The organism is Geodermatophilus sp. SYSU D00814, assembly GCF_054050055.1.
The window spans coordinates 31,352-53,209 of sequence record NZ_JBJGYP010000001.1 but is presented as its reverse complement, the minus strand read 5'-3'; the positions used below and the strand labels follow the sequence as shown (position 1 = coordinate 53,209).

Annotated in this window: 22 protein-coding genes; 11 read left to right on the top strand and 11 right to left on the bottom strand. The window is 76.0% G+C overall.

Annotated elements, in window-relative coordinates; all coding sequences use genetic code 11:
• Positions 1–67: 67 nt before the first annotated feature.
• Positions 68–457 (top strand): F0F1 ATP synthase subunit epsilon, encoded by a 390-nt coding sequence (locus tag ACI780_RS00220; RefSeq protein ID WP_456870979.1) that lies wholly within the window; start codon positions 68–70, stop codon positions 455–457.
• Between the two features lie 85 nt (positions 458–542).
• Positions 543–944 carry a DUF2550 domain-containing protein gene (locus tag ACI780_RS00215; protein ID WP_457000356.1) on the top strand — a complete coding sequence of 134 codons (402 nt, stop codon included), beginning with the start codon at positions 543–545 and terminating at the stop codon, positions 942–944.
• Here ACI780_RS00215 and ACI780_RS00210 read toward each other — a convergent pair.
• Positions 941–1,543, bottom strand: coding sequence for a cob(I)yrinic acid a,c-diamide adenosyltransferase (locus ACI780_RS00210; RefSeq protein WP_456870981.1), 603 nt, complete (start codon positions 1,541–1,543; stop codon positions 941–943). The two genes, ACI780_RS00215 and ACI780_RS00210, sit on opposite strands and share 4 nt — an antisense overlap.
• A gap of 59 nt (positions 1,544–1,602) precedes the next feature.
• Between ACI780_RS00210 and murA the strand changes: the two genes are divergently transcribed.
• A complete protein-coding gene (murA, locus tag ACI780_RS00205; RefSeq protein WP_456870982.1) occupies positions 1,603–2,883 on the top strand; it encodes a UDP-N-acetylglucosamine 1-carboxyvinyltransferase in 1,281 nt (426 codons plus the stop codon).
• Between the two features lie 9 nt (positions 2,884–2,892).
• Here the strand turns inward: murA and ACI780_RS00200 are convergent, their stop codons facing one another.
• Positions 2,893–3,225 (bottom strand): hypothetical protein, encoded by a 333-nt coding sequence (locus ACI780_RS00200; RefSeq protein ID WP_457000354.1) that lies wholly within the window; start codon positions 3,223–3,225, stop codon positions 2,893–2,895.
• 129 nt (positions 3,226–3,354) lie between these two features.
• Between ACI780_RS00200 and ACI780_RS00195 the strand changes: the two genes are divergently transcribed.
• Entirely contained in the window at positions 3,355–5,373 is a 2,019-nt protein-coding gene (locus ACI780_RS00195; protein ID WP_457000353.1) for a protein meaA, read from the top strand.
• Positions 5,374–5,385: 12 nt separating this feature from the next.
• On the opposite strand, the gene ACI780_RS00190 is transcribed toward ACI780_RS00195, so the two are convergent.
• Together ACI780_RS00190 and ACI780_RS00185 are read right to left on the bottom strand one after the other, a co-directional pair.
• Positions 5,386–6,411: a Gfo/Idh/MocA family protein gene (locus ACI780_RS00190; protein ID WP_457000352.1), complete on the bottom strand. Its 1,026-nt coding sequence runs from the start codon at positions 6,409–6,411 to the stop codon at positions 5,386–5,388.
• Positions 6,412–6,434: 23 nt separating this feature from the next.
• Positions 6,435–7,160 carry a YqjF family protein gene (locus ACI780_RS00185; RefSeq protein ID WP_456870986.1) on the bottom strand — a complete coding sequence of 242 codons (726 nt, stop codon included), beginning with the start codon at positions 7,158–7,160 and terminating at the stop codon, positions 6,435–6,437.
• A 60-nt stretch (positions 7,161–7,220) separates the two neighbouring features.
• On the opposite strand from ACI780_RS00185, the gene ACI780_RS00180 reads away from it, so the two are divergent.
• A complete protein-coding gene (locus ACI780_RS00180) occupies positions 7,221–7,994 on the top strand; it encodes an enoyl-CoA hydratase-related protein (protein WP_457000350.1) in 774 nt (257 codons plus the stop codon).
• 1 nt (position 7,995) lies between these two features.
• Here the strand turns inward: ACI780_RS00180 and ACI780_RS00175 are convergent, their stop codons facing one another.
• Entirely contained in the window at positions 7,996–8,829 is an 834-nt protein-coding gene (locus tag ACI780_RS00175) for a hypothetical protein (protein WP_457000349.1), read from the bottom strand.
• Positions 8,830–8,894: 65 nt separating this feature from the next.
• On the opposite strand from ACI780_RS00175, the gene nucS reads away from it, so the two are divergent.
• From nucS to ACI780_RS00160, 3 genes are all read left to right on the top strand, one after another.
• Positions 8,895–9,566, top strand: a complete 672-nt coding sequence (gene nucS, locus ACI780_RS00170; RefSeq protein WP_457000348.1) for an endonuclease NucS — start codon at positions 8,895–8,897, stop codon at positions 9,564–9,566.
• A 95-nt stretch (positions 9,567–9,661) separates the two neighbouring features.
• The gene (locus tag ACI780_RS00165; RefSeq protein ID WP_457000347.1) at positions 9,662–11,443 is read left to right on the top strand and encodes a 3-hydroxyacyl-CoA dehydrogenase family protein; all 1,782 of its coding nucleotides are present in this window, start codon (positions 9,662–9,664) and stop codon (positions 11,441–11,443) included.
• Positions 11,444–11,548: 105 nt separating this feature from the next.
• Positions 11,549–11,755, top strand: a complete 207-nt coding sequence (locus ACI780_RS00160; RefSeq protein WP_457000346.1) for a hypothetical protein — start codon at positions 11,549–11,551, stop codon at positions 11,753–11,755.
• Here the strand turns inward: ACI780_RS00160 and ACI780_RS00155 are convergent.
• From ACI780_RS00155 to mce, 6 genes are all read right to left on the bottom strand, one after another.
• Entirely contained in the window at positions 11,749–12,330 is a 582-nt protein-coding gene (locus ACI780_RS00155; RefSeq protein ID WP_457000345.1) for a class F sortase, read from the bottom strand. The two genes, ACI780_RS00160 and ACI780_RS00155, sit on opposite strands and share 7 nt — an antisense overlap.
• A gap of 80 nt (positions 12,331–12,410) precedes the next feature.
• Positions 12,411–13,277, bottom strand: coding sequence for a DUF4397 domain-containing protein (locus ACI780_RS00150; protein WP_457000344.1), 867 nt, complete (start codon positions 13,275–13,277; stop codon positions 12,411–12,413).
• A gap of 101 nt (positions 13,278–13,378) precedes the next feature.
• Positions 13,379–14,308, bottom strand: coding sequence for a hypothetical protein (locus ACI780_RS00145; RefSeq protein WP_457000343.1), 930 nt, complete (start codon positions 14,306–14,308; stop codon positions 13,379–13,381).
• 54 nt (positions 14,309–14,362) lie between these two features.
• Positions 14,363–15,802 carry a hypothetical protein gene (locus ACI780_RS00140; RefSeq protein ID WP_457000342.1) on the bottom strand — a complete coding sequence of 480 codons (1,440 nt, stop codon included), beginning with the start codon at positions 15,800–15,802 and terminating at the stop codon, positions 14,363–14,365.
• A gap of 117 nt (positions 15,803–15,919) precedes the next feature.
• Positions 15,920–17,251, bottom strand: coding sequence for a crotonyl-CoA carboxylase/reductase (gene ccrA, locus ACI780_RS00135; RefSeq protein WP_457000341.1), 1,332 nt, complete (start codon positions 17,249–17,251; stop codon positions 15,920–15,922).
• 89 nt (positions 17,252–17,340) lie between these two features.
• Positions 17,341–17,781 (bottom strand): methylmalonyl-CoA epimerase, encoded by a 441-nt coding sequence (mce, locus tag ACI780_RS00130; protein WP_457000340.1) that lies wholly within the window; start codon positions 17,779–17,781, stop codon positions 17,341–17,343.
• A gap of 212 nt (positions 17,782–17,993) precedes the next feature.
• On the opposite strand from mce, the gene ACI780_RS00125 reads away from it, so the two are divergent.
• Genes ACI780_RS00125 through ACI780_RS00115 form a run of 3 tightly spaced genes read left to right on the top strand, consistent with a single transcriptional unit; the run spans position 17,994 to position 21,722 of the window.
• Entirely contained in the window at positions 17,994–19,184 is a 1,191-nt protein-coding gene (locus ACI780_RS00125) for an acetyl-CoA C-acetyltransferase (RefSeq protein WP_457000339.1), read from the top strand.
• Entirely contained in the window at positions 19,181–20,215 is a 1,035-nt protein-coding gene (gene meaB, locus ACI780_RS00120) for a methylmalonyl Co-A mutase-associated GTPase MeaB (RefSeq protein WP_457000337.1), read from the top strand. The genes ACI780_RS00125 and meaB overlap by 4 nt, the downstream gene beginning before the upstream one ends.
• 40 nt (positions 20,216–20,255) lie before the next feature.
• Positions 20,256–21,722, top strand: coding sequence for a phytoene desaturase family protein (locus ACI780_RS00115; RefSeq protein ID WP_457000335.1), 1,467 nt, complete (start codon positions 20,256–20,258; stop codon positions 21,720–21,722).
• Positions 21,723–21,858: the final 136 nt, after the last annotated feature.

The following is a 21,858-nucleotide window of genomic DNA, read 5'->3' as shown; positions in this document are numbered from 1 at the left end:
GGTCCGTCGCCGTGCCTGCCCGGCCGGCGTCCCAGCACCGCAGCGCCGGTGGGCCCGGAGGAGTGTCGTGGCGACCCTGCAGGTCGAGTTGGTGGCCGTCGAGAAGACGATCTGGTCCGGCGAGGCCAGCATGGTCATCGCCCGCACCACCGAGGGTGAGATCGGTGTCCTCCCCGGCCACGCCCCGCTGCTCGGTGAGCTCGCCCCCGGCGGCGTCGTCACCATCCGCAGCACCGAGGGCCCCGACGTCGTCGTGGCCGCCCACGGGGGCTTCCTGTCGGTCACGCCGCAGGGCGTCTCCATCCTCGCGGAGAACGCCGAGATCAGCTCCGACATCGATGTCGAGCGCGCCCGCGAGGCCCTGCGCCGCGCCGAGAGCGCCGGCGACGACCCGGAGTCCCTGGCCGCCGCGCGCCGGGCGCAGTCCCGCCTGCGGGCCGCCGGCCAGGCCGACTGAGCTCGACCCTCGTGCGCCCGGGACCCCGCACCGCTCGGCCCGGGCTGCGGCGCGGCGGTCGGGTGCCTCCCCGCCCTCCCCGCCGGTGAGCACGGTCCTGTTGCTGCTCGCCGGGGTGCTGCTCGTCGCCCTGGTGGTCGCCTTCCTGCTGCGTCGCCGGCTGCTGCTCATGGGGCTGGGCGCGGTTCCCATGTGGCTGCGGCCGGTGGGCAGCTCGCGGTGGTCGGTGGGCGTCGCCTGGTACGGCGGGGACGCCCTGCTCTGGTACCGCGCGCTGTCGCTGTCGGTGCGCCCGCAGCAGCGGCTGTGCCGGACGGAGTTCCGGGTGGCCGCCCGCCGACCCGCCGGCCGCGACGACGTCGCCCTCCCCGACGACGCCGTCGTCCTCACCTGCGAGACCGGCAGCGGACCGAAGGAACTGGCCATGGACACCTCGACGGTGACCGGGTTCCTGTCCTGGGTGGAGTCGGCCCCGCCCGTCGCCTAGCGGCGCGCTGCGCGTTGCGCGTGCACCCCGCTGTGCGCGCCGGGCTCCCACAGCACGTCGCCGTCGGGGTTGGCCTCCCGGGCGAGGATGAACAGCAGGTCCGACAGCCGGTTGAGGTAGCGCGCGGTCTCGGGGTTGGTCCGCTCGCCGTCGGCGGCCAGCAGCGCCCAGACGCTGCGCTCGGCCCGCCGCACCACCACCCGGGCCTGGTGCAGCAGCGCCGCCAGCGGGGTCCCGCCGGGCAGCACGAAGCTGGTCAGCGCGGGCAGCGCCTCGTTGTGCACGTCGCAGGCGGCCTCCAGCCGCTCGGTGTAGGCGGCGGTGACCCGCAGCGGCGGGTGCGCGGGGTCGGGGACGACCGGGGTCGCGAGGTCGGCGCCGACGTCGAACAGGTCGTTCTGCACGCTGCGCACCAGCTCGACCAGCTCCGGGGACGGCGACCCCAGGGCCAGCGCGACGCCGAGCACGCTGTTGGCCTCGTCGACGTCGGCGTAGGCGACCAGGCGCGGGTCGGTCTTCGCGACCCGGCTCATGTCGCCGAGGTGCGTCTGCCCGGCGTCACCGGTCTTCGTGTAGATGCGGGTGAGCCGGACCGTCATGGCGCCCGAGCCTATGCGGTCGCCGGGGACGGGTCGCACGGCCGCCGTAGGGTGGCCCGGTGCAGTGCTTCGAGGTGACCGGCGGCACGCCGCTCAAGGGCCGGGTCCGCGTCACGGGGGCCAAGAACAGCGCCCTCAAGCTCATGGCCGCGGCGCTGCTGGCGTCCGGGCGCACCACGATCGACGAGGTCCCCGACATCCTCGACGTGGCGATCATGAGCGAGGTGCTGCGCCGGCTGGGCTGCGGTGTCAGCTACGAGCGCTCCGGGGAGGCCGGTGGCGGCGGCCGGGTCGTCGTCGACGTGCCCGAGCACCCCGCCACCGAGACCGACTACGACCTGGTCCGCAAGATGCGCGCCTCGATCAGCGTGCTCGGCCCGCTGGTCGCCCGCTGCGGCAGCGCCAAGGTGGCCCTCCCGGGCGGGGACGCGATCGGCTCCCGCGGGCTGGACATGCACATCTCCGGGCTCGAGCGGCTCGGTGCCGCCATCCACAGCGAGCACGGCTTCCTGGTCGCCAGCGCCCCCCGGCTGCGGGGCACCTCGATCTGGCTGGACTTCCCCTCGGTCGGCGCCACGGAGAACCTGCTCATGGCCGCGGTGCTCGCCGAGGGCACCACCGTCATCGACAACGCCGCCCGCGAGCCGGAGATCGTCGACATCTGCTCGATGCTCACCGCGATGGGGGCCCGCATCGACGGCGCGGGCTCCTCCACGCTCACCGTGGAGGGCGTCGAGACCCTGCGGCCGGTCACCTACAGCACCGTGCCCGACCGGATCGTCGCCGGCACGTGGGCGATCGGCGCGGTCATGACCCGCGGCGACGTCGTCGTCGAGCGGGCGGTGGCCGACCACCTCGCCGTCCCGCTGGACAAGCTGGTGAGCGCCGGGGCCACGGTCGAGGTGGTGCCCGACGGCGTGCGCGTGGCGATGGACGAGCGGCCGCGCGCGGTCGACGTCGTCACGCTGCCCTTCCCCGGGTTCCCGACCGACCTGCAGCCGATGGCCGTCGCACTGGCAGCGGTCTCCACCGGGACGGCGCTGGTCACCGAGAACGTGTTCGAGGGCCGGTTCATGTTCGTCAACGAGCTGGTGCGCCTCGGGGCCGACGTGCGCATCGACGGCCACCACGCGGTGGTGCGCGGCCGGGAGCGGCTCTCCAGCGCGCCGGTGCTGGCCACCGACATCCGGGCCGGCGCCGGGCTGGTGCTGGCCGGGCTGCTCACCGACGGGGTGACCGAGGTGCAGGACGTGCACCACGTCGACCGCGGCTACCCCGACTTCGTCGAGCTGCTGCGCGGCCTGGGCGCGCAGGTGGAGCGGGTCGAGCGCCCCGACTGAACGGCCCCGCTAGGCGGCGGGGAAGGACGCGACCAGCTCGCGGGCCCGGGCGGCGTCCTCGGGGAAGACGAGCACGTCGGCCCGGTGCGGCTCGGGGAAGCGGATCGTCGAGCGGATCCCGGCGTCGGAGAGCACCGCGCGCAGCGCCAGCGCCGACTCGCGGCGGGAGAGCGTGGCGACGCGGGCGAGCAGGCCGTCGTCGGTGGGCGCGGGCCGCCGGCGGCGCATCCCGCCGGTGGAGGTGCCGCCGAAGGCCCAGCGCATGAACAGCGCGAGCAGCACCATGACGACGATCGCGACGACCGGCCCGGCGATGTAGCTGAGACTGCCCGGCTGCAGCATCGCGGCCTCCCTCGGCGCACCGGCGTCCGGACCCCCGCGGCCCGGTCGCCCGCGACCGAGTGTGCCACCGCCGGAGCGTCCCGTCCGCCGCCTGTTACCGGCGGGTAACTGCCCTTACACTCCGCGGGCATGCCCTTCCCCTCGACGCCGGACGAGCGCGACCGCCCCTGGGTCATGCGCACGTACGCCGGGCACTCCTCGCCGGCCGAGTCCAACGCGCTGTACCGGCGCAACCTGGCGAAGGGGCAGACCGGTCTGTCGGTCGCCTTCGACCTGCCCACCCAGACCGGCTACGACCCCGACGACGCGCTCGCCGCCGGTGAGGTCGGCAAGGTCGGCGTCCCGGTCGCGCACGTCGGGGACATGCGGGCCCTGTTCGACGGCATCCCGCTCGACGGGATGAACACGTCGATGACGATCAACGCCACCGCCATGTGGCTGCTCGCGCTCTACCAGGCCGTCGCCGAGGAGCACGGCCACGACGTCGCGCGGCTGGCCGGGACGACGCAGAACGACATCATCAAGGAGTACCTCTCGCGCGGGACGTACGTCTTCCCGCCGGGCCCGAGCATGCGGCTGATCACCGACATGGTCGCCTACACGGTGACGGCGATGCCGCGGTGGAACCCGATCAACATCTGCAGCTACCACCTGCAGGAGGCCGGGGCCACGCCGGTGCAGGAGATCGCCTACGCGATGAGCACCGCGATCGCCGTCCTCGACTCCGTGCGCGCCTCCGGGCAGGTGCCGCAGGAGCGCTTCGGGGAGGTGGTCGCGCGGGTCTCCTTCTTCGTCAACGCGGGCGTCCGCTTCGTCGAGGAGATGTGCAAGATGCGCGCCTTCACCCTGCTCTGGGACGAGCTGACGCAGGAGCGCTACGGCGTGCAGGACGCCAAGCACCGCCGGTTCCGCTACGGGGTGCAGGTCAACTCCCTGGGCCTGACCGAGGCGCAGCCGGAGAACAACGTCCAGCGGATCGTGCTGGAGATGCTGGCCGTGACGCTGTCGCGGGACGCCCGCGCCCGCGCGGTGCAGCTGCCGGCGTGGAACGAGGCGCTGGGGCTGCCCCGGCCGTGGGACCAGCAGTGGTCGCTGCGGCTGCAGCAGGTGCTCGCCTACGAGACCGACCTGCTCGAGTACGACGACCTGTTCACCGGCTCGGTGGTGGTGGAGCGCAAGGTCGCCGAGCTCGTCGAGGGCGCCCGCGCCGAGATCGCCCGGGTGCAGGAGGCGGGCGGGGCCGTGGCCGCCGTCGAGTCCGGCTACATGAAGGGGCAGCTGGTCGCCTCGCTGGCCGAGCGGCGCCGCCGGATGGAGAGCGGCGAGGACGTCGTCGTCGGGGTCAACCGGTTCGAGGCCACCGAGCCCAACCCGCTGCTGGCCGACCTCGACACGGCCATCCAGGTCGTCGACCCCGCCGTCGAGACCGCCGCCCGGGAGGCCGTGGCCGCGTGGCGGGCCGCGCGCGACCCCGAGCCGGTGCGGCGGGCCCTCGACCGGCTGCGGGCGGCCGCCGGCACCGACGAGAACCTGATGGCGGCCACCCTGGAGTGCGCCCGGGCGGGCGTGACGACGGGGGAGTGGGCCGGGGTGCTGCGCGAGGTGTTCGGCGAGTACCGCGCCCCCACCGGCGTGGCGGCGGCCACCGGCGGCGGCGAGGCCGACCCGACGCTGCTGGACGTGCGCGAGCGGGTGCGGGCCACCGGTGAGGAGCTGGGCGGCCGGCTGCGGTTCCTGGTGGGCAAGCCCGGCCTCGACGGGCACTCCAACGGCGCCGAGCAGATCGCCGTCCGCGCCCGCGACGCCGGCTTCGAGGTGGTCTACCAGGGCATCCGGCTCACGCCGGAGCAGATCGTGTCCGCGGCCGTGGAGGAGGACGTGCACGTCGTCGGCCTGTCGGTGCTGTCCGGGTCGCACCTGCAGGTGGTGCCGGCGGTGCTGCGCGGGCTGCGCGAGGCCGGCCTCGACGACGTCCCGGTGGTCGTCGGCGGGATCATCCCCGACGGCGACGCGCGCCGGCTGCGCGAGCAGGGCGTGGCCCGGGTCTTCACGCCCAAGGACTTCGGGCTCACCGACATCATGGGCCAGGTCGTCGACGTCGTCCGGGCCGCCCACGGTCTCGACGAGCGGGTGCCCGCGCCCGCCTGAGGCGGCCGGCCCTCACACCGCGACGACGACGCCCTCCGTCGCACTGCGGCGGGCGGCGTCGAGCACCGCGGCGGTGGCGACGGCGTCGCGGGGGTCCACCGGCACCGGTCCCTCGCCGCGGACGGCGGCGGCGAAGGCCGGGTAGAAGGTGTCCCAGCGGCCGCGCTCGGTGGGCACCACCACCGCGTCGTCGCCGCGGCGCAGCCGGCCCCAGCGCTCCTCCGGCTCGGCGCCCCAGGCGTCCCCCAGCGTGGCCGGCGTGTGCCCGGCCAGCAGCGCGGCCTCCTGCCCGTCCATCGGCCCGCCGACGACGTAGGCCCCCGCGGTGCCGGTGACGCGGAACCGGTCACCGGGCGCACCCTGGCTCCAGCTGCCCGACAGGTGCGAGCGGGCGCCTCCGGCGTGGGTGAGGGCCAGGAACACGTCGTCGTCGAGGCCGCTGTCGCGCAGCCGCCACTCGGCGTAGACGTGCGTCACCGGGCCGAGCAGCACCAGGGCCTGGTCGACGAGGTGGCTGCCGAAGTCCAGCAGCGTGCCGCCACCGGCTGCCGCCGGCCCGGGCTCCGGCGCGAACCGCTCGAAGCGCGACTCCAGGCGCGTCACCGTGCCCAGCCGGCCCGCGTCGACCAGCGCGCGCACGGTGCGGAAGTCGGAGTCCCAGCGGCGGTTCTGGTAGGGCGCGAGCGGCAGCCCGAGCTCGGCGGCCAGCTCCACCGTGCCGCGCGCCGACGGGGCGTCGAGGGCGAAGGGCTTGTCGCAGACCACGGCCAGGCCCAGCCGCAGCGCCTGCTCGGCGAGCGCCGTGTGGGTGTCGGCGGGGGTGGAGACGGCCACCGCCTCGGCCCCGGCGCCGGCCAGCTCCTCCAGGGAGTCGACGGTGCGCACCCCCGGGTGCTCGGCGGCCACCTGGGCACGCCGGTCCGCCGAGGTGGTCACCACGCCCAGGAGGTCGACCTGCGGTGCGGCGGCCAGCAGTGGGGCGTGGAACCACCGGCCGCCGAAGCCGTAGCCGGCCAGTCCGAAGCGCACGGGGTCCATGCGCCGATCCTGCCGTGTCCGCGTCAGCGCAGGCGCGGGCCGAAGCGGACGTCGACGCCGGGGGAGAACAGCACGCTGTCGGGCGGTCCGCCGACGCCGGGCAGGCCGGCCGCGGCGAGCAGGTCGACGTCGCAGGTCAGCAGCTCGGCGCGGTGCAGCGGCCAGGCGGGGTGCTCGTTGGGCCAGTAGCGGGTGCGGCCGAGCACGGTCTGGTGCAGGCCCCAGCGGCCGGTGAGGAAGCGCTCGAGCGGGCCGGGGTCGGCCAGCCGCTCGCCCACCCGCAGCTCGATCCGCCCGCCGGCCCCGCGGGGACCGGGCCAGCGCCGGCGGGAGGAGTAGCTCAGCCGGTCCCCGTGGCGGGCGAACCGCATGCGCGACCACAGGTAGGGCAGCCCGGCGGCGCGGGCGACGAGGACGGGCAGCAGCCGGTCGGCGTCGAGGGACCGGAAGACCACGCCGCGGCGGCCCCGGTCGTCGACCGAGTACAGCCGCACGTTGGTCTCCAGGAACGACCCGACCCACGGCAGCCCGGGGGAGCCGAGCACGCCGATGCGGCGCATCCGGAAGGGCACCAGGCCGACCCAGGTCGACCCCGCGTGCACGTCGGGGCGCGTGCCCGGCGGCAGCAGCGGCGCGACGACGGCGGGGTCGACCGCCCAGTGCACGAAGGCCACGTCGCGCCAGCCCTGGGTGAACAGCGTCCGCCCGGCGGCGCGGGGCGCGGTGTCGGTGACCGGCTCGGGCTGCACGGCTCCCAGCCTCCCCAGCGCCGTTGCCGAGGGCGAGCCGCTCGTGGTGAGGTCGCTCACATGACTGCCGAGGGTGCGCCCCGCGTCGAGCGGGACGGCGACGTCGTCCGCCTCACCATGTGCCGGCCGCAGCGGCGCAACGCGCTGTCCCGCGACCACCTGCAGCAGCTGCTCGCCGCGGTGACGGAGGTGGGGGGGAGCGACGCGGCCGGGATCGTGCTCGGCGCCGAGGGGCCGGTGTTCAGCGCCGGCCACGACTTCCGCGACGTCCTCGACGCGCCGCTGCCCGAGGTGCGCAGCCTGCTGGCGCTGTGCACCGAGCTCGTGCAGACGCTCGAGCAGGTGCCGCAGGTCGTCGTCGCCCGGGTGCACGCGCTGGCCACCGCCGCCGGCTGCCAGCTCGTCGCCTCCTGCGACCTCGCCGTCGCCGCGGAGTCGGCCGGCTTCGCCGCGCCGGGCGGCAAGGGCGGCTGGTTCTGCCACACGCCGATGGTCGCCATCGCCCGCAACGTCGGCCGCAAGCGGGCGATGGAGATGGCGCTCACCGGGGACGTGATCGACGCCGCGACCGCGCTGGACTGGGGCCTGGTCAACCGGGTGGTGCCCGACGACGGGCTCGACGCCGCCGTCGACGACCTGCTGGCCCGCGCGGTCCGCGGCTCGAGGGCGAGCAAGGCGTGGGGCAAGCAGACGATGTACGCCCAGCTCGACCGGCCCGAGCGCGACGCCTACGCCACCGCGATCGAGGTCATGGCCGCGGCCAGCCAGATCGACGGCGCCCGCGAGGGCATGCGCTCGTTCCTCGAGAAGCGCCCGCCGGTCTGGACCGATTGACTCAGCCGCCCAGGTCGGCGCAGCCGGACTCGTGCGGCAGCACCGGCCGGAACGCCACCGACCAGCGGCTGCCGTCGGCGGTCACCCACGGGGTGAGCACGCTCGCCGACGCCGCCGCGGCGAGCAGGTCGGCGGCCCGCTGCCCGGTCGCGCTCACGCAGCCGAGCCCGGCGCCCAGCGGGGTACCGGGCAGCTCGGGGCCGGGCCAGGCGGCCTCGGGCTGCGGCGGCTCCGGGTCGCCGGTGTAGGGCTGCACGACGGCGGCGACCGTCTGCGGCTCGTAGGGCTCCGCCGGTCCGGCGGCCAGGGCGGTCAGCTCGTCGACCAGGTCGCGCAGCCGCCCGCGGGCCTCGGCCTGCTCGGGGGTCACGCTGTCGTCGGGCGTCTCGGCCAGCGCGTACACCTCCCGCTCCGCCCTGCCCTCGGCGGTCACGAGGGTGAAGCGGGTGGCGGCCGCGTCGGCCAGCGGCGGCGAGCCGAGGTCACCGGTCCCGGTCACGCCCGCCTCGACCGCCTGATCGACCAGGTCGCGGACGGTGGCGTCGTCGACCCGGGTCACCTGCACGTGGGGCAGCGCCGGCGCCGGCCAGATCGCGATCTGCGCGCCCTGGGTGAGCACGCGGCCGTCGCCGTAGACGCTCACCAGCGGCAGCCGGGTCGCCAGCTCCTCCGGCGTGGTGAACCCGCCGGTGAGCGCCACCTGCAGCACCAGGCCGGCGGGCAGCGGGGCCGGTGACGACGGCGCGGCGGCGTCCCCGCCGCCTCCCGCGCAGGCGCCCAGGAGGAGCGCTCCGGCCAGCACGGACGCCGCGCGCACCGCCGTCGTCGTCGTCACGGACCTGCCACGCCCGGCCCGGCTCGGCGGTTCCCGTCGTGACCGGACCGGTACCGTCGGCGCCCGTGCGCCTGGTCATCGCCCGCTGCTCGGTCGACTACATCGGGCGGCTCACCGCCCACCTCCCCATGGCCCCCCGGCTGCTGCTGGTCAAGGCCGACGGCTCGGTGTCGGTGCACGCCGACGACCGCGCCTACAAGCCGCTCAACTGGATGACGCCGCCCTGCACCCTGAAGGACGAGCTGGTCGACGGGGCGGGGACCTGGACGGTCACCAACAAGAGCGGTGAGCAGCTGGTCATCACCATCGAGTCGGTGGAGCACGACTCCTCCCACGAGCTGGGCGTGGACCCGGGCCTGCAGAAGGACGGCGTCGAGGCGGAGCTGCAGCGTCTGCTGGCGCTGCACGTGGAGACCTTCGGGACCGGCTGGCAGCTGGTCCGCCGCGAGTACCCGACGGCGATCGGCCCGGTCGACCTGTTGTGCCGCGACGCCGACGGCGCGACCGTGGCGGTGGAGGTCAAGCGGCGCGGCGAGATCGACGGCGTCGAGCAGCTGACCCGCTACCTCGAGCTGCTCAACCGCGACCCGCTGCTCGCGCCGGTCAAGGGCGTCTTCGCCGCGCAGGAGATCAAGCCGCAGGCGCGGGTGCTCGCCCACGACCGCGGCATCGACTGCGTGACCGTCGACTACGCCGTCCTCAAGGGCACCGACGACCCCACCCAGCGGCTCTTCTGAGGGAGGGCCCGGCCCTGCCTCCCCCTCGCGGGACCGGGGCGGGCCGGCGGAGTGAGAGACTGCTCGCCGACGATCCGTCGTGGAGGGATGGCAGCGTGGCCAGAGAACTGACCGAGGTCGGCGTGGTGGGCCTGGGCACCATGGGGGCGGGCATCGCCGAGGTCATGGCCCGCGCGGGCCTGTCGGTGACCGCCGTCGAGATCGACGAGCAGGCGCTCGACCGCGGCCGTGCCCACGTCGACCAGTCCACCGGCAAGGCCGTCGCCCGCGGCAAGCTGGAGCCCGCCGAGCGTGACGCCATCGTCGGGCGGATCCGGTTCACCACCTCGCTGGAGGACCTCTCCACCGCCGAGCTCGTGGTCGAGGCCGTCCCGGAGCGGATGGAGCTCAAGACCGACCTGTTCGGCAAGCTGGACAAGATCTGCCCGCCGGACACGATCCTGGCGACCAACACCTCCAGCCTGTCGGTGACCGAGCTGTCGGTGGCCACCGGCCGGCCGAGCAAGGTCATCGGGATGCACTTCTTCAACCCCGCGCCGGTCATGAAGCTGGTCGAGGTCGTGCGCACGGTCGTCACCGAGCCGGCGGTCGTCGAGGACGTCGAGGCGCTGGCCACCCGGCTCGGCAAGGTCGACGTCACCATCGGCGACAAGGCCGGCTTCATCGCCAACGCGCTGCTGTTCGGCTACCTCAACCACGCGGTCGCCATGTACGAGCACCGCTACGCCAGCCGCGAGGACATCGACGCGGCGATGCGGCTGGGCTGCGGCCTGCCGATGGGCCCGCTGGCGCTCATGGACCTCATCGGCATCGACACCGCCTACGAGATCCTCGACACGATGTACAAGCAGTCGCGCGACCGGCTGCACGCCCCCAGCCCGGTGATCAAGCAGATGATGACCGCCGGCCTGCTGGGCCGGAAGTCCGGGCGCGGCTTCTACACCTACGCCGCCCCGGGCTCGGCCGAGGTCGTCCCCGACGAGCGGACGCCGTCGGCGGGCAGCGTCACCGCGGGCGCCCGCCCGGTCTCGACCGTCGGCGTCGTCGGCTCGGGGACGATGGCCACCGGCATCGTCGAGGTCGTCGCCAAGGGCGGCTTCGACGTGCTGGTGCAGGCCCGCTCGCCGGAGAAGGTCGAGGCGGTGCTGACGGCGCTGCGGCGCTCGCTGGACAAGCAGGTCGCCCGCGGCCGCCTCGACGAGGACGCCCGCGACGCGGTGCTCGGCCGGGTCCGCGGGACGACGTCGCTGGACGACCTCGCCGACCGCGACCTGGTGATCGAGGCCGTCGTCGAGTCGCTGGCGGTCAAGCAGGCGCTGTTCGCCGCGCTCGGTGAGATCGCCAAGCCCGGCGCGGTCCTCGCGACCACCACCTCCAGCCTGCCGGTGATCGAGTGCGCCAAGGCCAGCGAGCGCCCGGCCGACGTCGTGGGGCTGCACTTCTTCAACCCCGCGCCGGTGATGAAGCTGGTCGAGGTGGTCAGCACCATCGCCACCGCCCCGGATGTCGCGGCCACCGCCCACGCGGTCTGCGCGCAGCTGGGCAAGCACGCGGTCTCCTGCGCCGACCGCGCCGGGTTCGTCGTCAACGCCCTGCTGTTCCCCTACCTCAACGACGCGGTGAAGATGCTCGAGGCGCACTACGCGACCGCCGACGACATCGACGCCGCGATGAAGGTCGGCTGCGGCTACCCGATGGGGCCCTTCGAGCTGCTCGACGTCGTCGGCCTCGACGTGGCGCTGGCGATCGAGCGGGAGCTCTACACCGAGTTCCGCGAGCCCGGCTTCGCCCCGGCGCCGCTGCTCGAGCACCTGGTCACCGCCGGGTACCTGGGCCGCAAGACCGGCCGCGGGTTCCGGGACTACTCCGGCCGCTGAGTGGCCCGGCGGGGACGACGGGCCGGCGGGGGGCGGCCGGGGAGCCGCCCTCCGCCGTCCGCTCGCCCCGAGCAGGTCGAGGAGGCCGGCGACGGCGACTGGGTCGTGCGGTCGCTGACCGGCGCGGCCAGCACCAAGCCCTACCGCTGCCCCGGGTGCGACCAGGAGATCCGGCCCGGGACGCCGCACCTGGTGACGTGGCCGGCCTACGCCCGCGACTCCGACCTCGACCCCTGGGACACCGACTCGGCGGCCGACCTGCGCCGGCACTGGCACCGCGCCTGCTGGCGCGCCCGCGACCGCCGTTACTGAGCCAGCCGCGCGAAGACGACGACGTTGTCCTCGTAGCTGCGCGCCGTGCGGTCGAAGTCGCCGCCGCAGGTGACCAGCCGCAGCTGGGCGTCCGGTGTCGGCCCGTAGACCCGCCCGGTCGGGAACGCGCCCTTGGGGTGCCGCTCGACGGCGGTCACGGTGAAGCGCGCGGTGGTGCCGTCGGAGCGGTCGACGAGCACCTCGTCGCCGTCGGCGAGCCCGGCCAGCCGCGCGAAGACCGCCGGTCCCCGCGCCGAGTCGACGTGCCCGGCCAGCACCGCGGGGCCGACGTCGCCCGGGGCCGGGCCGGCGGCGTACCACCCGGCCACGGCCGGGTCGGCCGGCGCCGCGAGGGCGCCCGCGGCGTCCAGGCCCAGCTCGACCAGGGTGCTGTCCACGCCGGCGGCCGGCACCCGCACCCGCAGGGGTACCGCGCCGCCGGCCGCCGGCTCCGCGGCGAGCACCACCGGGCCGGGCACGGACGCCGGGGCCGACGTCGCCCGGGCGGGGGGCGGCGACCCCGGGACGAGCAGCCAGACCGCGCCGGCGACGAGCGCCAGCACGGCCACGACCACGCCCGGCAGGACCGCCGCGCTCCGGTGGCGGGTCCGGTACCGGGACCCGCGCCGGGGTGCCCGGTGGCGGGCCGGCGCGGTCACCGGCCCCGGACGGCGGCGTGCCCCGGCCGGGCGGCCGCGCGTCGCCGGGTCGCCGCGAGGAGTCCCGCGCCGGCCGCCAGCGCCCCACCCGCGGCGGTCAGCACCACCGGCAGCGACGGGCCCTCGGCGGGTGCGGTGCCGCCGGCACCGGCCTCCACGCCGCCGCTCGGGACGACGGCGGGGCCGGCGGCGTCGAGCACGGCCCGCACGGTCAGGCCGCCGCCGGGCCGGTCGAGCACCAGCACGCTGTAGACCGAGCCCGCGGCCGTCTCGACCGGCAGGTCCGTGGCCTGCCCGCCGCCGGGGGTCACGGTGAGGCTCGTCGTCCCGGCGGGGACGTCGACGTAGCCGGTGGTGTCGGCGAAGGCGACGTCGTCGGCCACCTGCTGCCCGCCGGCCACCGCGACGTCGAGGGTGGGCGCCGTCGACGCGGCCGCGACCACCCGCAGCCGCGATGCCCCGGCCGCCGGGGGCGTCAGGTCGTCCTCGAGGACCTCGAGCCCGACCTCGGCGAACGGTCCGACGCCGGCCACCGTGCGGGCGGTGCCGTCGGTCACCTCGACCGTCGTCGACAGCACCGGAGGCGCGTCCGGCGCCGCGCCCGCGGCGCGCATGCTGATCGCGTAGGTGCCGGCCGGCACGGTCTGGTAGTCCGACACCGTGCCATAGCCGACCGCGCTGAACACCTGACCGGCGGCGGGGTCGGCGACCGAGTCGACGTAGACGTCGACCGCCGGTGTGTCGGGGGACAGGTGCGCCAGCCGCAGCCGGCCACCCTCCTCCGCGCCCGCCGCGGACAGCGGCAGCCCGGCCAGCGCGGCGGTCAGTGCCGCCACGATCAGGACGCGACCGGTCCTCGTCACTCGTGCCTCCCCCGTATCGAGACCCGGCCGGCGGGGTCCGCACCGCGGCCGGGACGTCCCACGTCTACCCGCTCGCCCGCGGGCGCGCACGCCGGGGTCGGTCACCGGGTGGCGTCGGCGACCAGGGCGTCGGGGTCCGGGGCGTAGCGGTAGGAGACCAGCACGCCGTCGTCGGTCACCTGGACGTCGTCGGGCCGGAACGGCGGTCGCTGGGCCGCCAGCCAGGCCCGCAGCCGGTCGGTGGCGGCCGGGTCGTCGGGGACCGCGGCGCCCCCGACGGCGTCGACCAGCACCCGGCGGGCCGGCGTGGTGGCGTCCTCCTCGCCGGGGAGGACCGGGAAGGCGGCGACGCCGACGCCCTCCCGGGCGGCGAGCGCGGCCAGCAGGCTGAGCAGCCGCAGGTCGACCTCGCCCGACCGCAGGACCTCGGCGGCCTCCGGGTCGGCGACGGTGGTCGGGTTGGCCAGCAGCGCCTCGGCCAGCGACCGGCGCCGCTCGAGCTGCTCGGCGGTCGGCTCGCCCGGTCGCGGGTCGACCACGAGGAGCTCGCCACCGCCCGGCCGGTCGAAGCGCGCGACCACGCGCGAGCCCGGCGGAGCCGCACCGGTCACGGCGAGCAGGCTGCCGGACGCGACGCCGGCCTCGGCGGAGCGCAGCCGGTCGGGCGGGACGCCGGCGGCGGACAGCTCCTCGCGGACGGCGTCGGGAGCGGCCAGGTCGGTCGTCGGCGGCAGGGCGGCGGGCAGCCACGCGGCCGGCGTGCCGGGCTCCCCGGCGGCGGGTGCAGGAGCGGTGGTCCCCGGCCCGTCGGCGGGGGCGCCGGCCAGCCGGGGGACCAGCGCGGCGGCGACGACGAGTGCGGCCAGCGCCAGGAGCGCGCCGCGGAGGAGTGGACGCAGCCGGGTGGACCGGTCGCGGTGCCGGGCGCGGTGCCCGAGGCGGGGGAGCGCCGGTGCCGGCGTGCCGTCGGGGTCGGCGTGGCGCGGTCCGCCCGCCGGACCGGGGCTCTCCGGTCCGGCGGCGTCAGGCACGCGTCCTGCCTACCGTGCCGCGGCGCGGCCCGCGCGCGCGGTGTGCCGTGGGTGTCAGCGGCGCCCGGGGACGGCCGGCTGCCCGCCGGTGTCCTGCTGCCCGGCCGCGGGCTGCACCAGCGTCGGCGGGTCCGCCGGGCGCTGCTCCTGCCCGGCCGGGCGCTCGCCCTCGGGGACGCGGGTGGACCCGCCGGCGTGCCGTCCGTCGTCCTGGCCGCTGGTGTGGACCGGGCGGATGGCCTGGGTGCGTTCCGGGGAGGTGGAGTCCGGCTGCTGCGCGGCCGGCTGGGTGGACGGCGCGCGGGTGGGCTGACGGGCGGCCGCGGCCTCCCCGGCACCGGCGGCCGGCGTCTCGACGGTGCGGGCGTGCGACGGCGGGTGGGGTGCGCCCTGCTGGCCGCCGCCGGGGACCCCGACGCCGGGCTGCACGGCGGTCTGCGGACCCACCGCGGGCTGCATCCCCGTCTGCGGCCCGGCGACCGGCTGGACGGCGGTCTGCGGCCCCACGGGCTCCCGGCGCGGCAGCCGCACCTCCTGGGTCGCCCCGGGCCGCGGCGGCTGGCTCTGCTGGGGAGGCTGGCCCGGCTGGGCCTGGCTCTGCTGGGGAGCATGACCCTGCTGCGGCTGACCCTGCTGTGGCTGGCCCTGCTGGCCCCCCTGGCCCGGCTGCGGGGCCGCCGGACGCGGCTGCGGCCGGTCGGCCAGGTCGGGCAGGGCGCCGAGCACCCGGCGCGCCTCGACGAGCCGGCCGGTCAGCTCGTCGCGGATCCGGCGGATGGCGGCGGCCGAGGCCTCGGCCTCCCCGACGACGCGGGCCGCGTGCGCCTCGGCCGCGGCGACCCGGTCCTGCGCGGCCTGCACCGAGGCGCGCTCGCGCTCCTCCTCGATGCGGGCGGCCTCCATCCGGCGGGCGCGCTGGGCGATCTCGAAGTCCTCCTCCGCCTTGGTGCGGCGGGCCTGGGACTCCGCCTCGAGGCGGGCCACCTTCTCCTGGGCCTTGGCGACGAGCTCGTCGGCGCGGATCTGCGCCTTGGTGGCGATCTGCTCGGCGTTCTGGCGGGCCTCGGCGAGCATCCGCTCCACCTCGGCCTGGCCGGCGGCGTGCCGCTCGAGCATCGCCCGCTCCTCGGCGGCGGTCTGCTCGCGCAGCGCGCGCGCCTCCTGCTCGGCGGCGCCGCGGATGTCGGCGGCCTCCTCCTCGGCCAGCCGGAGCATGTGCGAGATGCGCTCGCTCATGTTCTCGAAGGTGGCCGGCCCGGAGGTGGCCGCCTTGCGGCGCAGCTGCTCGATCTCCCCGTGCATCGCCGACAGCTGGCCGGCGAGGTCGCCCGCGCGGCCGACGGCGGCGTCCCGGTCGGCGAGGGCGACCCGGATGTCGGCCTCGAGGCGCTCGATGGTCTCGGCGACCTGGTGGCGGTCGTAGCCCCGCAGCACCACGTCGAACGAGTGCTGGGCCTCGCGCATCGGCAGCAGGTCGCGGCGGGGATCGGTCATGCGGCCATCCTCGCAGAGTCCGGGAGTGTCGTCAGCGTGTCCGGCGGACCGCGCGGTCGGCTCCCCGCGGTCCCCGCGGCGGCCCGGCCGGTCCACCCGGCCGGGCCGCCGCGGGGATCACACGCCCCGGAAGCGGTTGATCGCGGACAGGTGCCGCTCGCGCTTCTGCGCGTCCTTGACCCCGAGGCCCTCCTCCGGGGCGAGGGTCAGCACGCCGACCTTGCCCTGGTGCAGGTTGTGGTGGACGTCGTAGGCGGCCTGGCCGACGTCGGCCATCGCGTAGGTCCGCGACAGGGTGGGGTGCACCAGGCCCTTGTCGATGAGCCGGTTGGCCTCCCACGCCTCCTTGTAGTTGGCGAAGTGCGAGCCGACGATCCGCTTGAGGTTCATCCACAGGTAGCGGTTGTCGTAGGAGTGCATGTACCCGCTGGTGGAGGCGCAGGTGACGATCGTGCCGCCCTTCTTGGCCACGTAGACGCTGGCGCCGAAGGTCTCCCGCCCGGGGTGCTCGAAGACGATGTCGACGTCGTCCCCGCCGGTCAGCTCGCGGATCCGCTTGCCGAACCGCTGCCACTCCTTCGGGTCCTGGGTCTGCTCGTCCTTCCAGAACCGGTACCCCTCCGCCGTGCGGTCGATCACCAGCTCGGCGCCCAGCGAGCGCACGATGTCGGCCTTCTCGGGGCTGGAGACGACGCAGACGGGGATGGCGCCGCCGTTGAGGGCCATCTGGGTGGCGTAGGACCCCAGGCCGCCCGACGCCCCCCAGATCAGGACGACGTCGCCCTGCTTCATGCCCGCGCCGTTGCGGGACACCAGCTGCCGGTAGGCGGTGGAGTTGACCAGCCCGGGCGCGGCGGCCTCCTCCCAGGACAGGTGCGCCGGCTTGGGCATGAGCTGGTTGCTCTTGACCAGTGCCAGCTCGGCCAGGCCGCCGAAGTTGGTCTCGAAGCCCCAGATCCGCTGCTGCGGGTCGAGCATCGTGTCGTCGTGGCCGGCCGGGTCCTCCAGCTCCACCGACAGGCAGTGGGCGACCACCTCGTCGCCGGGCCGCCACTTGTTCACCCCCGGGCCCACGCGCAGGACGACGCCGGCCAGGTCGGAGCCGACGACGTGGTAGGGCAGGTCGTGCCGCTTGGTCAGCGGGTTCTGCCGGCCGTAGCGCTCGAGGAACCCGAAGGTGGAGACCGGCTCGAAGATCGACGTCCAGACGGTGTTGTAGTTCACCGACGACGCCATCACGGCCACGATCGCCTCGCCCGGGCCCAGCTCCGGGGTGGGGACCTCCTCGACGTGCAGCGACTTGCGGGGGTCCTTCTCCTTCGTCGGCATCCCCGCGAACATCTCCTGCTCGTCCTTGCGGACGACGACCGCCCGGTAGGACTCCGGTACCGGCAGCCCGCCGATGTCGGCCAGCTGGTCGGCGAGGATGGCGTCCCTGATCGCGTCCACGGATCACTCCCGGGTCTTGGTCGGCTCGGAGGGCGGTGCTGCGGTACGGGTGGTGCGGCGGCAGGTTACCGACCGGTAACCGCCGGCGTTCAGGAGGCGGGGCGGGCGGGCTCGACGAGTTCCACGAGCACGCCGCCGGCGTCCTTGGGGTGCACGAAGTTGACGCGGCTGCCCGACGTCCCCCGCCTCGGGGTGTCGTAGAGCAGCCGCAGGCCGCGTTCGCGCAGCGTGGCCGCGGCCGCCTCGACGTCGTCGACCCGGAAGGCCAGCTGCTGCAGGCCGGGGCCGGAGCGGCCGATGAACCTCGCGATCGTCGACTCGGGCGTGAGGGGCGCGAGCAGCTGGATGCGGGTCTCGCCGTCGCCGACGGCGAGCATCGCCTCGCGGACGCCCTGCTCCTCGTTGGTCTCCTCGTGCACCGAGCGCACGCCGAAGGTCCGCGTGTAGAAGGCGATCGCCTCGTCCAGGTCCGGGACGGCGATGCCGACGTGGTCGACGGTGGTGAACAGCTCGGCGGGCAGACCGGTCATCGGGCCATGATGGCGCAAGACGTCTGAGACGACTCACGGGTGTGGTGCGCATCACGTCGCCGGGCTGCCTCCCCGGGCGGGCCCGGCCGGGCCGTCGCCCCGGTTGGAGAATCGATCTATCCTCGCCGCAGGCCCTGTCACCGCCCTGCGATCCCCGCGGGCGCGACCCGACCCGTCGCCGCCAGCGTCGGCGGCGCGCTCCAGGAGGCAGCATGTCCCGCTCGGTGATCGTCAGCGGCGCCCGGACCCCGATGGGCCGGCTGCTCGGCTCGCTCAAGGACTTCTCCGCGGCCGACCTCGGCGGCGTCGCGATCAAGGCGGCCCTCGAGCGGGCGGGCATCGGCGGGGACCAGGTCGAGTACGTGATCATGGGCCAGGTGCTGCAGGCCGGCGCCGGGCAGAACCCCGCCCGCCCCGCCGCGGTCGCCGCCGGCATCCCGATGACCGTCCCGGCGATCACCGTGAACAAGGTCTGCCTGTCCGGCCTGAGCGCCATCGCGCTGGCCGACCAGCTCATCCGCGCCGGCGAGTTCGACGTCGTCGTCGCCGGTGGGCAGGAGTCGATGACGCAGGCGCCGCACCTGCTGCCCAGCGGCCGCACCGGTACCAGGTACGGCGACGCCCGGCTCGTCGACGCCATGGCCCACGACGGGCTGACCGACACCTTCGACCAGGTCGCCATGGGCGCGCTGACCGAGCAGGCCAACGACCGCTACCGCCTGACCCGCGAGGAGCAGGACGCCTTCGCCGCGGAGAGTCACCAGAAGGCCGCCCGCGCGGGCAAGAACGGGATCTTCGACGAGGCGATCACCCCGGTGCTCGTCCCGCAGCGCAAGGGCGACCCGATCGAGTTCCGCGACGACGAGGGCGTCCGCGCCGACACCACGGTCGAGACCCTCGCGCGGCTCAAGCCGGCCTTCGCCAAGGACGGCACCATCACCGCCGGAACCGCCTCGCAGATCTCCGACGGCGCCTGCGCGGTCGTGGTCATGAGCGCGGAGAAGGCCGCGGAGCTGGGCATCACCCCGATCGCCGAGATCGGTGCCCACGGCGTCGTCGCCGGGCCCGACGCGACCCTGCAGAGCCAGCCCGCGCGCGCGGTCCGGCGGGCCTGCGAGCGGGAGGGCATCGCCCCCGAGGACCTCGACCTGGTCGAGTTCAACGAGGCCTTCGCCGCCGTCGCCCTGGTCTCCACGCGCGAGCTCGGCCTCGACCCGGAGAAGGTCAACCCCAACGGCGGGGCCATCGCCCTGGGCCACCCGATCGGCATGAGCGGCGCCCGGATCGTGCTCGACGTCGCGCTGGAGCTGCGCCGCCGCGGTGGCGGCGTCGGTGCCGCCGCGCTGTGCGGCGGTGGCGGGCAGGGCGACGCGCTGATCCTGCACGTGCCCGCTCCCGCGTGACGCCCGACGGCCACGTCCTGGCGGGCGCGGCCGTCGCGACGCCCGGCCCCGCCTCCCCGCGTGGGAGGCGGGGCCGGCGCGCGGTCGACGTCCCCGACCTGGTCGCCCGCGCCCGCGACGGCGAGGCCCGCGCGGTCGCCCGGCTGATCTCGCTGGTCGAGGACGCCGGCCCCGCGCTGCGCGACGTCGCCGCCGCGCTGACCCCGCACACCGGCTCGGCCCAGGTGCTGGGGCTCACCGGCGCGCCCGGCGTCGGGAAGTCCACGACGACGACGGCGCTGGTGCGCGCGCTGCGGGCCGCCGGGCGGCGGGTCGGCGTGCTCGCCGTCGACCCGTCCTCGCCCTTCTCCGGCGGGGCGCTGCTCGGCGACCGGGTGCGCATGCAGGACCACGCCGGCGACCCCGGTGTCTTCATCCGGTCGATGGCCTCCCGCGGGCACCTCGGCGGGCTGGCGTGGGCGACGCCGCAGGCGCTGCGGGTGCTCGACGTGGCCGGCTGCGACGTCGTCCTGGTCGAGACCGTCGGCGTCGGGCAGTCCGAGCTGGAGGTCGCCGCGCTGGCCGACACCACGCTGGTCCTCGTCGCGCCCGGGATGGGCGACGGCATCCAGGCGGCCAAGGCCGGGATCCTCGAGATCGCCGACGTGTTCGTCGTCAACAAGGCCGACCGCGACGGCGCGGACGCGACGGTGCGCGACCTGCGCTACGCGCAGTCCCTGGGCGGGCGGCACACCCGGCCCGGCGCCTGGCGGCCGCCGATCGTGCGCACGGTGGCCTCGCGCGGCGACGGCGTGGACCGGCTGCTCGACGAGGTCGAGGCGCACCGCCGGTGGCTCGCCGACTCGGGGGAGGGCGCCCGCCGCCGCACCGAGCGGGCCGCCCGGGAGATCGAGGCGATGGCGCTGACCGGGCTGCGGGAGCGGATCGGCGAGGTGCGCGGGTCGGCGGCGCTGGCCGCGCTCGCGGAGGCGGTGGTGGCGGGGGAGACCGACCCCTACCGCGCCGCCGACCGGCTCCTCGCGCAGCTCTGAGCCCCCGCGGGCAGACTGACCGGGTGAACGGGGTCTGCCGATGAACGGGAAGCCGGACGCCGTCGTCGTCGGGTCCGGGCCCAACGGGCTGGCCGCGGCGCTGCGGCTGGCGGCGGCCGGGCTGCGGGTGCAGGTGGTCGAGGCGGCGGACCGGCCCGGCGGCGGGATGCGCACCGAGGAGCTCATGCGGCCGGGCTACCGGCACGACGTCTGCTCGATCGTGCAGCCGATGGCCGCGGCGTCGCCGTTCTTCCGCGAGTTCGACCTGCCCAGCCGCGGCGTGCGGCTGGTGCAGCCGGAGGTCAACTACGCCCACCCGCTCGACGGCGGCCGCGCGGCGGTCGCGTACCGCTCGCTCGAGGAGACCGCGGACGGGCTGGGCCGCGACGGGGCGTCCTACCGGCGGCTGTTCGAGCCGCTCGTCGAGCACGGCCAGGACGTCGTCGACTACTTCCTCAACAGCCGGCTGCGCCGCCCGCCCACCCGCAGCGTGCCGCAGATCGTGCACTTCGGGCTCAACGGGCTGCCGAACGTGAGCTGGCTGGCGCGCCGGTACTTCGAGACCGAGGAGGCCCGGGCGCTGCTCGGCGGTGCCGCGGCCCACGGCATGCTCGACCTGAGCCAGCCGCTGACCTCCGCACTCGGGATGCTGCTGACCATGCTCGGCCACCACGTCGGCTGGCCGCTCGTCGAGGGTGGGTCGCAGAACCTCGCCGGCGCCATGGTCACCGCGCTGGAGCAGCAGGGCGGCGAGGTGGTCACCGGGCACCTGGTCACCGACCTGCGGGAGTTCGACGGCGTCCCGGCGGTGCTGCTCGACACCACGCCGGAGGCGTTCGTCTCGATGGCCGGCGACCGGGTCAACGAGGGCTACCGGCGGTGGGTGCGGCGCTACCGCCACGGCGCCGGCGTCTTCAAGATCGACTGGATCCTGTCCGACCCGGTGCCGTGGACCCACCCCGACGTCCGGCGGGCCGGCACCCTGCACGTCGCCGGGACGCTGGAGGAGACGATCGCCGGCGAGCGGGCCCCCAACCAGGGGCGGACCACCGACCGCCCGTACGTGCTCGCCGTCCAGCCGACCGTGCCCGACCCGACCCGCGCCCCCGCCGGCGGCCACGTCTTCTGGGCCTACGTGCACGTCCCGCACGGCTCCGAGGTGGACATGACCGCGGCCATCGAGGACCAGATCGAGCGCTTCGCGCCGGGGTTCAAGGACACCGTGGTCGAGCGCGCCACGAAGAACGCCGTCCAGATGGAGGCGTGGAACCCGATGTACCTCGGCGGGGACATCTCCAACGGCCAGGCGACCCTGCGGCAGATGCTCTTCCGCCCGGTGCCGCGGTGGAACACCTACAAGACGCCGGTGCCGGGGGTCTTCCTCGCCTCGTCGGCCACCCCGCCCGGGCCGGCGGTGCACGGCGCCTGCGGGGACAACGCCGCGCAGGTGGCGCTGCGGGAGGTGTTCGGCGTCCGCGGGGTGCCCCGCCTCCGCCCCGCCGCCTGAGGCTCGCCACCCGCCTGTCCCGCCGAGTGGTCACCAGCCGTGGTCTCCCACCGGGGGTGACCACTGCTGCTGACCACTCGGTGCGGCCTGTGGACGCCCGCGGCGGCACGCGGCCGCTTCCGGGCAGGCTGCGCCG

Coding starts and splice junctions, on each gene's coding strand:
- ACI780_RS00195 (WP_457000353.1), top strand. CDS start 3,355: ATGCCCTTCCCCTCGACGCCGGACGAGCGCGACCGCCCCTGGGTCATG.
- ACI780_RS00140 (WP_457000342.1), bottom strand. CDS start 15,802: ATGACCGATCCCCGCCGCGACCTGCTGCCGATGCGCGAGGCCCAGCAC.
- ACI780_RS00210 (WP_456870981.1), bottom strand. CDS start 1,543: ATGACGGTCCGGCTCACCCGCATCTACACGAAGACCGGTGACGCCGGG.
- ACI780_RS00190 (WP_457000352.1), bottom strand. CDS start 6,411: ATGGACCCCGTGCGCTTCGGACTGGCCGGCTACGGCTTCGGCGGCCGG.
- ACI780_RS00125 (WP_457000339.1), top strand. CDS start 17,994: ATGTCCCGCTCGGTGATCGTCAGCGGCGCCCGGACCCCGATGGGCCGG.
- ACI780_RS00180 (WP_457000350.1), top strand. CDS start 7,221: ATGACTGCCGAGGGTGCGCCCCGCGTCGAGCGGGACGGCGACGTCGTC.
- ACI780_RS00200 (WP_457000354.1), bottom strand. CDS start 3,225: ATGCTGCAGCCGGGCAGTCTCAGCTACATCGCCGGGCCGGTCGTCGCG.
- ACI780_RS00115 (WP_457000335.1), top strand. CDS start 20,256: ATGAACGGGAAGCCGGACGCCGTCGTCGTCGGGTCCGGGCCCAACGGG.
- mce (WP_457000340.1), bottom strand. CDS start 17,781: ATGACCGGTCTGCCCGCCGAGCTGTTCACCACCGTCGACCACGTCGGC.